15 protein-coding genes are annotated in these 13,990 nt (G+C 32.8%); 5 read left to right on the top strand and 10 right to left on the bottom strand.

From position 1 onward, the window contains the following. The 3 genes from CXF54_RS11485 to CXF54_RS11475 all read left to right on the top strand — a co-directional run. Positions 1-1,778: gliding motility-associated C-terminal domain-containing protein (locus CXF54_RS11485; RefSeq protein ID WP_101203653.1), on the top strand; the 1,778-nt coding region annotated here is incomplete at its 5' end. Positions 1,779-1,831: 53 nt separating this feature from the next. Then, positions 1,832-2,776, top strand: a complete 945-nt coding sequence (locus CXF54_RS11480) for a type IX secretion system membrane protein PorP/SprF (protein ID WP_090841791.1) — start codon at positions 1,832-1,834, stop codon at positions 2,774-2,776. Between the two features lie 18 nt (positions 2,777-2,794). Continuing rightward, on the top strand, positions 2,795-4,741 hold the full coding sequence (locus tag CXF54_RS11475; protein ID WP_101203652.1) for an OmpA family protein: 1,947 nt from the start codon (positions 2,795-2,797) through the stop codon (positions 4,739-4,741). Positions 4,742-4,809: 68 nt separating this feature from the next. Here the strand turns inward: CXF54_RS11475 and CXF54_RS11470 are convergent, their stop codons facing one another. Beyond that, the gene (locus CXF54_RS11470; protein WP_101203655.1) at positions 4,810-5,508 is read right to left on the bottom strand and encodes a hypothetical protein; all 699 of its coding nucleotides are present in this window, start codon (positions 5,506-5,508) and stop codon (positions 4,810-4,812) included. Positions 5,509-5,587: 79 nt separating this feature from the next. Then, positions 5,588-7,888: a M28 family peptidase gene (locus CXF54_RS11465; RefSeq protein WP_101203651.1), complete on the bottom strand. Its 2,301-nt coding sequence runs from the start codon at positions 7,886-7,888 to the stop codon at positions 5,588-5,590. A 112-nt stretch (positions 7,889-8,000) separates the two neighbouring features. Between CXF54_RS11465 and CXF54_RS11460 the strand changes: the two genes are divergently transcribed. Beyond that, complete coding sequence (locus CXF54_RS11460; protein ID WP_101203650.1) at positions 8,001-8,468, top strand: CBS domain-containing protein; 468 nt, start codon at positions 8,001-8,003, stop codon at positions 8,466-8,468. A gap of 2 nt (positions 8,469-8,470) precedes the next feature. Here CXF54_RS11460 and CXF54_RS11455 read toward each other — a convergent pair whose 3' ends face one another. The 4 genes from CXF54_RS11455 to CXF54_RS11440 are packed head-to-tail and all read right to left on the bottom strand — an operon-like array spanning position 8,471 to position 11,237. Next, a complete protein-coding gene (locus CXF54_RS11455; protein ID WP_101203649.1) occupies positions 8,471-9,163 on the bottom strand; it encodes a hypothetical protein in 693 nt (230 codons plus the stop codon). Positions 9,164-9,217: 54 nt separating this feature from the next. Then, complete coding sequence (locus CXF54_RS11450) at positions 9,218-10,342, bottom strand: DUF2891 domain-containing protein (protein WP_101203648.1); 1,125 nt, start codon at positions 10,340-10,342, stop codon at positions 9,218-9,220. A gap of 4 nt (positions 10,343-10,346) precedes the next feature. Further along, positions 10,347-10,694, bottom strand: a complete 348-nt coding sequence (locus tag CXF54_RS11445) for a hypothetical protein (RefSeq protein ID WP_101203647.1) — start codon at positions 10,692-10,694, stop codon at positions 10,347-10,349. Between the two features lie 6 nt (positions 10,695-10,700). Further along, positions 10,701-11,237, bottom strand: a complete 537-nt coding sequence (locus tag CXF54_RS11440; protein ID WP_101203646.1) for a GNAT family N-acetyltransferase — start codon at positions 11,235-11,237, stop codon at positions 10,701-10,703. A 267-nt stretch (positions 11,238-11,504) separates the two neighbouring features. On the opposite strand from CXF54_RS11440, the gene CXF54_RS11435 reads away from it, so the two are divergent. Beyond that, positions 11,505-11,837, top strand: a complete 333-nt coding sequence (locus CXF54_RS11435; protein WP_090841774.1) for a single-stranded DNA-binding protein — start codon at positions 11,505-11,507, stop codon at positions 11,835-11,837. 69 nt (positions 11,838-11,906) lie between these two features. Here the strand turns inward: CXF54_RS11435 and CXF54_RS11430 are convergent, their stop codons facing one another. The 4 genes from CXF54_RS11430 to CXF54_RS11415 form a co-directional block, all read right to left on the bottom strand. After that, positions 11,907-13,058, bottom strand: a complete 1,152-nt coding sequence (locus CXF54_RS11430) for a DUF748 domain-containing protein (protein WP_101203645.1) — start codon at positions 13,056-13,058, stop codon at positions 11,907-11,909. Positions 13,059-13,129: 71 nt separating this feature from the next. Continuing rightward, entirely contained in the window at positions 13,130-13,270 is a 141-nt protein-coding gene (locus CXF54_RS15815; RefSeq protein ID WP_198551061.1) for a hypothetical protein, read from the bottom strand. Positions 13,271-13,280: 10 nt separating this feature from the next. After that, on the bottom strand, positions 13,281-13,493 hold the full coding sequence (locus CXF54_RS11420) for a hypothetical protein (protein WP_101203643.1): 213 nt from the start codon (positions 13,491-13,493) through the stop codon (positions 13,281-13,283). Between the two features lie 23 nt (positions 13,494-13,516). After that, positions 13,517-13,975 carry a ferritin-like domain-containing protein gene (locus tag CXF54_RS11415; protein ID WP_090841768.1) on the bottom strand — a complete coding sequence of 153 codons (459 nt, stop codon included), beginning with the start codon at positions 13,973-13,975 and terminating at the stop codon, positions 13,517-13,519. Positions 13,976-13,990: the final 15 nt, after the last annotated feature.

Genomic DNA, 13,990 nt, shown 5'->3' with positions numbered 1-13,990 from the left:
ATGGAAATACTTCATCTTCAGCAACCGTAAGTGTAGACTATAGTGTTGTATTTCCAGTGGCAGTAGATGATATTAGTTTAGGTAATACCCCTGGCGATACGGTTAGTGTAGATGTACTTGGTAACGATACTGACACAGATGGATCAATAGATTCAACTGCTGTAAGTTTAGTACTACCATCGGGATCTATTAATATTGTTATAGATGCGGATGGAGATGTAGTAGGGTATACTTTACCTGGAGAAGGCGAATGGCAAGTCAACCCAATTACTGGTGAGATAACATTTATTCCAGAATCTGGTTTTGTTTCAAGCCCTACTCCTGTAGGTTATACTGTAGATGATAATGATGGTAATCCATCAAATGTTGCTACAGTATCTATAGAGGTAGTTGTTACTTGTGATGACGTAATCGATGGAACTGTAGATTTAGTTGCGCTTTTTGCTGAAGAACCTTTAAATTCTATCTTTATGGAAGATTGTGATGGAGATGGAGTAGCAAATGGTACAGAAGTATTAGATGGGACTGACCCAATTGACCCATGTGATTTTATTATAGATAGTCAAACATTGACAACATCAGGAATCTTTATGGCTGCTGATTGTGATGGAGATGGTGTGACTAACGGGCAAGAAGTTGCTGATGGGACAGATTTAATGGATCCTTGTGACTTCTTAATAGTAAGTCAGACTGAAACAACTTCAGAAGCATGGGGCGCAATTGATTGTGACGGTGATGGTGTTGTAAACGGACAGGAATTGTTAGATGGAACCGATTCACAAGATCCATGCGATTTTGATTCAGATAGCCAGAATCCAGCAATTATCACTATGAATTATGATGATTTAGATTGTGATGGAGATGGTGTAACTAATGGCCAAGAAATGGAAGATGGCACTAATCCTAATGATTCATGTGATTTTAACTTGACAAACCAAGATGTAGTGCCTACAACAGAATGGTATGATGAGGATTGTGATGGTGATGGTGTAACAAACGGAGATGAGTTAAATGACGGTACAGACCCTCAAGATGCTTGTGACTTTGTTTACACAAGTCAAACAGTAACAATAAGGGATACCTTTGCAGATTTAGATTGTGATGGTGATGGTGTAACTAACGGTCAAGAAATTGCTGACGGTACGGATCCAACAGACGTATGTGACTTTGTAGTTGCAAGTCAAACGATTGTAGGTTCTGATGAATTTAACAATGGTGATTGTGATGGTGATGGAGTATCTAATGAAATTGAGATTATCGATGGAACAGATCCTTTAGATCCTTGTGATTATGAGTTTACTAGTCAAGTAATTGATTATGAAACACAAACTGTTGAAGGTGTTAGTGATGATTGGTTACTTTTAGATTGTGATGGAGATTCTACATTAAACGGAGATGAAATTGCAGATAATGATAACAATGGAATCCCTGATTATGAGGAAGCTGATAATGGAGATACGGATGCACCAGATGGTTTAATTGTCTTTGATATTATGACACCAGATGGAGACGGAAATAATGATGTGTTTGTAATAAGTGGTATACAACAATACCCAGAGAATACATTAAAAATCTATAACCGTTGGGGTGTTAAAGTATATGATGTAGATGGTTATGGTCAAGGTAATAATTTCTTTAGAGGTACTTCTGAAGGTAGAGTTACAGTTAAAAAAGATGACAAGCTACCTGTAGGTACTTACTACTACGTATTAACTTATGTTAACGAAAGCGGTAACTCTGTAGAGAAAGCTGGACCATTATATATAAACAGAAACTAAATTATCAAATACCAGTAACTCGAAAGCGTTACTGGTTTAAACATATAAAAAACATGAAAAATTACTGCATAGTTATTTTAGCCTTAATGGGTTTAGGATTTTATTCTAACCAAAGTTATGCGCAACAAGATGCTCAATACACTCAATACATGTACAACACGCTTAGTGTTAACCCAGCGTATGCGGGTTCTAGAGATGTATTAAGTTTTGTTGGTTTATACAGGACCCAATGGGTAGGTTTAGACGGTGCTCCAGACACGTTTACAGCTTCATTACATTCACCTGTAGGAGAAAAAGTAGGTTTAGGTCTTAACGTCACTCAAGATGAGATATTTATTACTAGCGAAACATACATCGATTTATCTTTTAGTTATACGCTTGACTTAGCTAATGATGCTAAATTGGCGTTAGGTATTAAAGCCGGTGCTCATTTACTTAACATTGATACTAATAGGTTAAATACTGGTGCTTTTAATCCAGGAGATGCTAATACAGAAATTAATGTTGATAATAAATTTTCTCCTCAATTTGGTTTAGGTCTTTATTATTACACAGATAAATTCTATTTAGGTTTAAGTGCTCCAAACATTTTAGAGACAGAACACTTTGACCAAAATGCAGCAAACAATAATTCATTTGCAACTGCTAAAGAAAGAATCAATTTTTATCTTATGGCAGGTAGAACATTTGATCTTAATACAGATTTAAAGTTTAAGCCTTCTGCCTTAGTTAAGGTTGTGGACGGTGCGCCACTTCAAGTTGATTTATCGGGTAACTTTTTAATCAAAGAAAAGTTAACATTAGGTTTGGCTTATCGTTGGAGTGCTGCTTTAAGTGCTATGGCTGGTTTTCAAGTATCAGATCAAATCATGTTAGGTGTTGCTTATGATAGAGAGACTACAGAGTTAAAGCAATTTAATGATGGTTCTTATGAAATATTTCTAAGGTTTGAATTATTTAAAAGAAATAACCGTATGATCTCGCCAAGATTTTTCTAATCCCAAAAACTAATCAACATGAAAAAAATAATTACAATTTATATTAGCTTATTTTTTCTTTCAATAAATGTTTTATCGGCTCAAGAAAAGAAGGCTGTAAAAGAAGGTAATAAGGAATTTGAAAATCTAGCCTATATAGAAGCAAGACAATCTTATTTAAGAGCCTCTAACAAAGGGAATAAATCGGTTGAGCTATTAAAAAACTTAGGAGATTCCTATTATTTTAATGCAGATTATACAAACGCAGCAAAATGGTATGGAGAATTAATGCAATCTTCAGATAGTATTCCTTCAGAATATATATATCGTTTTGCATTGTCTTTAAAAAGTGATAAAAGATATTTAGCTTCTGATAATGCAATGGAAAAATTCTACCAAACAAAAGGAGAAGATTACCGTGCAAATTTGTTTGTAAATGAAAGAAACTATTTAGAAGAAATAGAAATGCAATCCGGACGTTTTGAACTTATTAATGTAGATTTTAATTCAGAATTATCTGATTTTGCTCCTGCATTTTATCAAGGGAGTTTAATTTATTCTTCTAACAGAGAACAAAGAAGTGCAACAAAAAGAGTACATGATTGGAACGAACAACCCTTTTTAGATTTGTATAAGTTAAATAGCACAGGTGTTTTAAAAACTAGTAGCTCTAAGTTTAGTAGTACTGTAAATTCTATTTACCATGAGTCTACTGCAGCTTTTTCAAAGGACGGTTTAACAATGTACTTTACTAGAAACAACTATACGGATAAAGACTATAAGGAAGATGAAGACGGTACAAACAGATTAAAACTATACAGAGGAACAAGAATCGATACCGGAAATACAAATTGGGATGTTGAAGAATTACCTTTTAATAGTGATGAGTATTCAGTTGCACATCCAGCGTTAAGTCCAGACGAAAAGACATTATATTTTGCTAGTGATATGCCAGGAACAAAAGGACTTTCTGATTTATACAAAGTAGCAATAAAAGATAGTGTTTTTGGAGAGATTAAAAATCTTGGAGATAAAATTAATACAGAAGGAAGAGAAACGTTTCCATTTATTAGTGAAGACAACAAGATCTACTTTGCCTCAGACGGACATGTTGGTTTAGGTGGATTGGATGTTTTTGTTTCAGAATTAAATGATGATAAAATTGGAGATGTATTTAATTTAGGAAGACCAATTAATGGTCCCGATGATGACTTTACATTCATAATTAACAGTGACACAGCTTTAGGTTATTTTGCTTCTAATAGAGAAGGCGGTAAAGGTTTTGATGATATTTATAGCTTCAAAATGTATAAGCCAATTATTTCAAGATGTGAGCAAGCTATAAACGGAGTCGTATTAAATAAAGAAAACGATCAGCCTATCGGAAATGCAACAGTTTATTTATTAGATGAAAACAATAAAGTAATAAACGAAAAAACGTCTAGAACAGATGGTAGTTTCGATTTTACCTTAGATTGTTCAAAAGGGTATTCTATAAGATCTACAAAAGAAACGTATTCTACTGCAGAAAAAGTGTTTAATACACCAAACAGAACGGGATCTATTGAGCGTACATTATTTATGAAAAAACAAGACGAATTACCTGCTCCGTTAGGAACAGATATCGCACCATTGTTAGGAATAAATATTATATACTTTGATTTAGACAAATCTTTTATTACTAAAGATGCAGAGGTTGAGTTACGTAAGGTAATTGACTTTATGTATGTGTATCCTAATGTAAATATAGATGTAAGATCTCATACAGATAGCCGTAACACCGATCAATATAATATTGATTTATCAGACAGAAGAGCTAAGTCTACAATTGAATATTTAGTGACTGTAGGAGGTATTAGCAGAGCTAGATTAACAGGGCAAGGTTATGGAGAAACACAACTACGTAACAAATGTAGTGATGGTGTTAAGTGTAGTGAGTCAGAACATCAATTAAATAGAAGAAGTGAATTTATTATAGTAAAATAAATCTCAGTTTTATATATTAAAAAAGCCTTCCAATTTGGAAGGCTTTTTTATTTGTAATACAAACTAAATTATTCTTTAGTTTCTGTTGATTGGGTTTGTGGTGATAATGCGTTTTTAGCAATTAAAGCCATGTTAAATTGTGGCTCAATAGCTAATGCTTTATCTAATAGTAATAAAGCAGCTGATTTGTTGGCCTCTTTGTTTTGGTTAAATTGTACTAAAGCATCAAGATAATAAAAAGCAGATTTTAATGACACTTTATATGGTTGTTGTGTTTCGTAAAAACTTTTACCCTGATTATCTTTTACATTTGTTAATCCTAAGTCTATATATTTTTTAGCTTCAGTAAGTTTATTCAGATTTAAATTAAGCTCTGCCAACTCATAAGCTACCTGTGCATTTTTATTTTTGTCATAAATAGCTTTAAAAAAAGGTATAGAACCTTCCATATTGCCTAAAGATTTTAACGCTACTGCTTTTACTTCTAACGCCATTTCAGAATCCGTAGATTTTTGTTCTGTACCAATAGTGTTTAAAGCTTGGTTAAATTTCCCTTCTTTTAAATAAATATAAGCTAAGGTATCTTTTCTTGCTTCGGATGGTTTTAGCACATTTAGATGTGTAATTGCATTTATCAAACCCTGAACATCACCTTGGGCTTTCATTTGTTTGTAATAAGCTTCGTAGTGCTTTGTTAATGCGTCATTAGATTGTGCATTTGCTCCTAAACAGAAACCAAAAACTGCTAAGTAAAGTATCTTTTTCATTGTTATAATTTTAATTGCGTCAAAACTATGAAAATATTTCATGTTTTGTCTTAAAGGGTTATTAATTAATGAGTTGTTATTATTCTATGGTAATTGTCTTTTTTACTAACACTGCGTCATTTAAAACAAACGGCTTAGGAATCATATTTGGACTTCTTGGAGGTATACTAAAATGATCGTTTTCTAACAAGTCAAAAGAGGCTTCAAAAAATTGTAGCTCCGTTTTTTGATTTTTAGGAACGCTAATTTGCATGTCCAACATCTGACCTTTTTCAACATAAAAACTAAAAAATCTATTGCGCTTCCTGTTTTGAAAGACTAATGAGTCCCCTTTAGCACGGTAAGCTTCCACACCATTAATTTTAAAAGATTTAAATAGATTGGTAGAATCTGAAAACAGCTCCATACGCTTAACATCGCGTTGTGGCATAACGCAAATATTAAAAAAGCGGGTGTTGTTAATTATAGTATCATTACTGATTTCTATTTTAGGTGGCGGAATAGCCTTTACAGGAGCGTTAGAAGCATAAGTGTAACCTGACGCATATTTACTGCCAAAAGTATTTTTATTTAACTCAGAGGCTTCTTTTGGTGTGCTACCTAAAAAGTTTTCAGTATAACTATCTAGTGTTTTGTCATAAGTTGCCCAAAGTGCGGTGTTATTGTCTAAATCTAGTGTGTAGACTAGGCTATTTGGTTTTGGTGTGTCGGGTGTAAATGCGGAATTAAAATGTGCCATGAAAAAGGCAACTATTCCGAAGAAAAAGAACATATAACTCCATCTTTTTTTATGTTTTAATTGTCCAAAAATGGGTAGGCATAATCCAAAGATTAACACGACTAATACTGCACTAGCCACTAGCATTTTTAGTCCTAAACCAACGGGAAACATTTTTACAAAAGGCGCAAGTATAAATAACGTTGGGATGCACAATATTGTTAAAAGGAAACTATTAGGTTGTTTTTGTTTAAGTAAAACAAAAAAGGCGGCTAAACTAAAGTATACCGGAATAATAAAAAAGCTGGCACCTTCCAATTTTAATGCAATTGCAGTACAAATTATAAGCCACAATGTTAAAGGAGCAACCAATAAACTAGCAGTGTTGTTTACTTTATATGTATTACGATAAAACATAAAACTTATCGCCAGTGTTATTAAAACAAAAAACCAAATATAGGTGTGACCGTTGTAAGTAAAACCATGAAGTAATTCTTTATACTCAGGATATATAAGTAGTAGTAATGACCATCCAAAATAACCAATTATTCCACTAGTGATTAAACTTAACAGAAAGGAATTAAATCCTGTTTTGATAACTTTAAGTTGAAGTTTATGGTTTCTGAAACCGTAAATAATTAATCCTATAAAAAGTACAATAGCCAATATTAGCATTGGAATAATCCAACTAAAAGGGTAGATTACAGTGTTAAAAAATGGAACATTAAAGTAAATATAGTCTTCTGTACTTTTAACTTGGTCTAAATTTGCTTGGCTAAAATGATGTAATAAAGGCATGATGTAACTGCCTTGATGTTCCAAGGTGTTTCTGTCTAAACGCTCGTAATTATCCATTTTTGTATGATAATCAAAATGATCATCAATAAAAGCAAAGTTGAAACCTTCTATATTTCCATCACGTCTAAAAACAGTTAAGTCGGTATCATTTGGCAACATTTTGTATATGCTGTAAGCTAATGAGTTTGCGACAGGAAATTTAGGGTGTGCAGCTACAAATTGTTTCATTAAATTGGCATTTCCACCATTAGTTTCTATCAGCATGTAACTGGGTCCACCGCTTCCTCTAGCTTCAAAATTTAAAACTAAACCAATGTCTTTTGCCCAGTGGTGTTGGTTAACAAATAAATCGGCACCATTTAAACCTAATTCTTCAGCATCCGTAATACCAATTATAATATCATTTTTGGGCTGTTTTCCATCTGCTAAAAAAGCACGTAAACCTTCTAAAATTGTTACCACTCCAGAACCAGCGTCACTAGCACCAATGGCACTATGTGGATTACTATCGTAATGCGTTAATAACATTAATGCTTTAGTATTTGCAGTTCCTTTTATTCTTGCAAGTATGTTTATTGGTTTTGCTAAATTACCCCATTTACTTATAGTGTAACCTTCTTGAAGTTGGGGCTCTAATCCTAATTTTTCTAATTCTGAAACAATATAGTTTCTCACCTTAGTGTGCTCCTCGCTACCAGTATAATGTGGTTTTTTAGAGATTTCGGCTAATTGAATTAAAGCACGTTCTGTAGAAAATTGATTTAAAGGGGTTTCTAAATCCGAAATTTTATTAGGTAATAAAGCATCAAAACTGGCGTAAACAGCAAGAATAATTATAAGTATAGCAAGCGCTTTTTTTAACATTTTAAGGATAGTTAATTAGTTGATATAAAAGTAGTAAAATATTGCGTGTGTTAATGGTTTAGGTTAAATGCTTTAAAATCAGTAACTTTAAGTAAAATAAAAAATAACAGGTATGGGAATTAAAAGTTTTGAAGGTCCTAGAAAAGGACAACACCAAGCAGAAAGTAATCAATCCTTAAAGGTTAGTGATTACATGACAAGAGATTTAATAACTTTTAAAGCAACACAAAGCGTAGAAGAAGTAATAGATACATTGATTAAATACAAGATTTCTGGAGGTCCAGTGGTTAATGAAAAAAACGAATTAATTGGTATTATCTCTGAAGGTGATTGTATTAAACAAATTAGTGAAAGTAGATATTATAATATGCCGACACAAAATAATAGCGTGGAGCAACATATGGCAAAAAATGTAGAAACAATAGACGGAAATCTTAATGTCTTTGATGCTGCTAATCGTTTTTTAGAATCTAAACGCAGACGTTTTCCAATAGTAGAAGACGGAAAATTAGTAGGACAAATTAGCCAAAAGGATATATTAAAAGCAGCTATGCAATTAAAAGGACATAACTGGAAATAGTGTTACGCACGACCATGTTTTGGTCGCAATGCTTCGGGTGTATCCGTAATTAAAATTTTCTCATTGGTTGTAGCCGTAAGGGATGCTATACTTGAGTAGTTGTAATCTTTTACAGGATTGTCTAGTTTTATCCATTTGACATGACCCGCTACAGTTATGCGTTCTCCAACTTCTACGATAGCTTCAGTATAGCGTAGTTGTTTATTAAAACCAAAGACAGATTCTGTTTTAATATTATATGCTTCTAAAAGTGCTTTAAATTCAGGGGTTGGATCTTTAAACGTACCAGAGCTTACTGTTTTATCCGTATCTAAATAATCATAATAGTTTTTTGGGTCTTGCATCGGGAAAATAATAAGACGCTCTCCTGTTTGCTCAACAAAAAAATCTTGAATTCTTTTTTCGTTAACTATTGTTTTCCAATGTGCGCTTTTACCATTACTTTCTTTTCTCTCAATTTTAATTTTATAAAACACGCATTTACGTTTGCTTAATGGTGCTATTAAAGGATCTCCAATGTTAAGTGCAGTACCTTCTATTTTAGCAAAACGGTTATTTTGTAGACTACCAATTCTGCTAAAAGACACTTTTTTTAATCGTCTTAAAATGGTTGTTTTGGCACTAAAATAATAGATTAATAAAATAATAATTGCAATAGCAAAAGTTACAAGTAAAACAATAATAGTGGTTGACATTTAAAAAGCTGGTTTGTGGTTGCTATACTATTAGTATAAAAAAGGAATAATTAGTTACAATTCTTGCGTTCCAGATTTTAAAGCATACAATGCAAAAGATGCTAACCAATGCGCACCAGCATATTCACCAGAATCCATTTTATTATAGCTAGCATTAAAATGGGTATTAGCTAAGGCCATCATATTTTGGTTGTCTAATATCAAGCCCATTTCATACAAACACCAAGCGCGACTAAAATTTAAACCATCCAAATGTGCCATTTTACCATCCGTTTTATCAACCACTTCTACAGTGTTTATAAATTGTGATGGATTGTGTCTAAAATCAGGTAAAAACGCATCCAGCCATTTGATGTACTCTGTTTTTGGTAATACTTTAGCCATAAGTGAGGCTTCCTGTAGGCAAGGTGATAAAAAATCAAAACCTCCAGGCTCCCAAGTTATCGGGCAACCTTCATCTTTTAAATAAAATACTTTGGCTTTGTCAATAATTACCTGTTCTAATTTTGGACTGTATTTTTTAGCATAATCCAATGCAAAACTCATCCCAAAAGCGGTATTTGGATGTTCTCCAACACGGATTGGATAATTTAATTTATTAAAAAAAGCGATGCATTTTTCCTCAATAAGTGCTGTTAAAGGGGCTAGGTTTTTTGATAGTTGTTGGCCTTCCGGCGTGTCCCATTCTTTTAGGCTTTCGGCTAATTTAAGTAGCCAAGCCCAACCATAAGTTCGTTCAAATGTTTTGTTGTATTGGTCATCAAAATAGTCTATTTCCTTCAAAACATTTGTTTCTGTTAAGGTTGCTTTCAGCTTAGCTAAAACAACATCTCTAGATTCAAAATCAGGAAAATCTTTTAAAATATTAACCAAAGTCCAATGTCCATGTACAGAACTGTGCCAATCAAAACAGCCATAAAAAGCAGGGTGTAACTGCTGTGGTGTTTTTAAATATGTGCCATCTCCTAAAACCTGATTTAGTTTGTTAGGATATTCTTGATCCAAACAATTGTATGCAAAATGATATAGATATGTTGCTTTTTTTCCGTCAAGCGGAATTGGAGTTACGTTTGCTACAACTTGATTTTTAGTTACATCAAGATTAGATGTGGGTGCTACGTTATTGTTTTTATTACAGCTAAAGTTGAAAACTAGCAGTAAAAGAAGTAGTTTTTTCATAGTATTATTGGCGTTTTACAAGTGCATAAAAATCGTTGTCTAAAGGTAAGTAGCCTTGGTCATAAACAAAGTAGTAAATAGTACCAGCTTTTGTGGTGTAAATACTTGTAAAGTAATTAAAATCGAAACCTTTGGCTACTAATTTAGTTTTGGTGGTTTTTGTTTTTTGCTCAGGATTTAGGCTTTCTAAAATGCGCCAATTTTTACGTAAACGATTATTAATGTTACGGATTAAGTTTTTACCATCCTTGTTAACTTTATTGTTATGTGCATTTCTGCAACCGTCACTACAGAATTTTTTATCTATCCGACCAACTATTTTATCTCCACATTCGGGACAAGCTTTATTCATGATTGTTTATAAATTAGGGTTTTTAATGGCGTACCAACGTAATTGTATAGCGTCTTCGGGATAATAAAAATCTTCAATATAATCTAGGCCTATTTTTAACAGGGCATTGTGTGACGCTTCATTTTTTATTTCGGTTAAACCGAAAATAGTATCTAACTTCAGTGTTTCAAAGCCAAAATTAACAGCAGCTTTTCCAGACTCTGTGGCATACCCTTTATTCCAATATTTGGGTATAAGTCGGTAACCAACGTCGTAAAAATTAGTGCGATTGTTAAACGTGTAATCGTCAATAAGTCTTAAGCCAGACCAACCAATAAAATCGCCCGACTTTTTTTCTATAAGTGCTAATCTACAAATGCCATGTGCTTTATATTTTTGCTTACATGTGGCAATGTATTCTAAACATTGGTCTTTATTGGTTACGGGTTTGTTACCTAAATATTTATGTACTAGTGGATCGGAATCTAATGCAAACAGCCCATCAACATCTTGGTCTTCAAACTCGCGAAGTAGTAACCGTTCTGTTTCTATGTAAATACTCATGCTTATTTTTTATAGTTGAATTTTGTTTTCTCAATTACCAATTCAAAATATACTCTAGCTCCTGAGTGATAGAAGATAATGGTGTAAATAATTGTGCCATAAACAGTTAAATTGAAAAGGAAAGATACGTAATTTCCGTTTACAAACGACAACAAACGTTTACAACCGACATTAAATGCGTAACTACCGATTAATATTTGGTTACTAAATCATCTTTGCAGTGTTGAATGGAACTAATGAAATTCAATACTATTAAAACCTTATCTTATGAATACGTTAAGAAACAAAGTACAGTTAATTGGAAACCTTGGACAAGATCCTGAAATTATTAATTTAGAATCTGGTAAAAAGTTAGCAAGATTTACATTAGCCACAAACGAAAGTTATAAAAATGCAAAAGGCGAGAAAATTACAGATACGCAATGGCATCAAATTGTTGCGTGGGGAAAAACCGCAGACATTATAGAAAAATATGTTATCAAAGGAAAAGAAGTGGCTATAGATGGAAAGTTAACCACAAGAAGTTGGGAAGATAAAGACGGTATGAAACGTTATACAACTGAAGTACTTTGTAATGAATTGTTGTTGCTAGGGAAGTAGTGGTTTATAATAATTTGACACAAAAAAGGAGGCTAAATAGCCTCCTTTTTTTATTGTAATTTTCTTTTTCTAGTCTTTATTTTTTTTCGCTTCTCTTTCTTCTTTTCTCAGCGCTCTTTTTTCTTTTCTGGTAAGTTCTTTGTCTGTAAATGCATCTTTAAACTCTATATCATCATCAATTTCTCCTTTAAATGCACTGATCCATCCATTTTTAAATATACCTCCTATAGTAGTTAGTACACCAGATTGGATATTATTTAAATCGCCTTCCATTGGTATTTTAGTAGCAATAGTATCTGTACTTTGATTTTTTAATATAAATTTGAAAAAGCCCACAAAACCTTCCCAAATAACACCAAGGACACCATCGTCTTTACCTATTAGTTTGGAGTCTTTTAAAAGTGGTTTCATGTAACCTTTAAAATAACCGTCCGCTATTGCAATTTCACTATAAAGCCCAAATGTACCAGACTCAAAATCAATACCGCTATAGTGTCTTGTAAATGGATTTAAACTTGTTACATCTGCATCTTCCAATGCAAAGGACACATCCATGTCTGGTATTTCTTTAATAATATTGACGTTACCATTAAGTGTTACTTTTCCTCCTCCAATGGACAGGGCTGTTGCTGTAATTGGAGATGGTAAGATTAACTCATTTTCTTTTACATTTCTTAAGTTGTCGGCTTGTAACGAGATAGTATTAAATTGTAAATCGATATTTGGATCCGTATTTAATTGTACATAGGCTAGTTTACCATTTTTGATGTCTAAATGGTTAATGTCTATCGGGACTAAGTCTGTTAACGCTTTAGTCCAATCGTCAACATCAGGCGCTGTACTTGCTGTTTCTTGATCTTCTTGTACGTAGATTATTTCAGGATCAGTCATTAGTATTTCACTAACAACGTGTCCTTTTAATAACGATTTCCATTCTATTGATATATCTGTTTTTGGAAATTTTAAAAAAGGAATCTGTGTTTTGGCATTGACTTTATTTAAGTACATACCATTAATAACATAAGCGCCTCTTATTAACGAAATATCAATATCTTCTACTTGTCCATAATAACCAGGTATATCGGCTAGTACTTTGTTTACATTGTCTTTAACTAGTATTGGTAAATAAAGTCTAAAAGCAATTAATACCACTATTAAAGCTAAAGGTATCAAATACCTTTTCTTTTTAATCCCTCTGTTTTTCTTTTTTTTTAGTGTCATATTGCTCTTAGTATTATTCAAAAAAAGGCTCACTTACGCGAGCCTTTTTAGTTTGACAATGTAGTGTAAATTTAATCTACTGCGTCTTCAACGTCATCCTTTACACTTTCTACTGCGTCTTCTACTTTTTCTCCTGTTGTTTCTTCTCTGCATCCAGATAATGTTATTGCTAAATAAAATAAGACTACAAATGCATATGGTGCTTTTTTCATTTTGTATGGTTTAAGATTTGTCTTTAATTTTGATTTCATCGTCAGTAATTTTCACCTTTTTAGTTTCGGTTTCCATTTTGACTTTGTTGTCTTTAATTTTTATCTCAGCACCATCGTCTTTCATCTCTTCCATTACCTCTTCCTTTTTAGTTTGCTCTCTACACGCCACAAATGAGGTGCTTAAAACAGATAGTGTCAGGAATGTATATATTAACTTTTTCATGATTTTTGGTTTTTAAGGTTAGTTTATCCTATGATGTCTTCCAGTTTTTTTACGGTGTTTAATGCCGATCTTACTGTGGTTAACTGAGTTTGAATAATTGTTTTGATTTCAGAATCTTCATTAAAACGTTCTAGCTTTTCTTCGTATTCGGTTAAACTTGCTTTTTCACCTCTGATACACTCTTCTAATAAGGCTTCATCGGTATCTGACGTTAATGTAGATTTTACATTAATCCATCCTCTATGTAAATCTCCAGTTAAAGTTCCAGACGCTTTTGGTTCTGCGTTATGTTTTCTAATTTGAAAGTCCAACTCAGTTGCAAATGTGTTACGTTGTAACGCTTTTTGTTGCATCCAGTTTTTTAATGGCTGGTTTTCTGTTTTTTGCATGACCTGTTTGTATCCAGCTTCTGCATCGTAATTTTTTTGTAATAAATCTTGTAAAGTGTTTACTAGTTCTTTATTGTCTTTTGTGATTTTCATGGTTTTGAGTTTTTG

The sequence above is a fragment of the Olleya sp. 1-3 genome (assembly GCF_002836085.1).
In the GTDB taxonomy this organism is placed as follows: domain Bacteria; phylum Bacteroidota; class Bacteroidia; order Flavobacteriales; family Flavobacteriaceae; genus Olleya; species Olleya namhaensis.
Note: the sequence above shows the minus strand (reverse complement) of the source record. Positions and strands in the feature narration are given on the sequence as shown.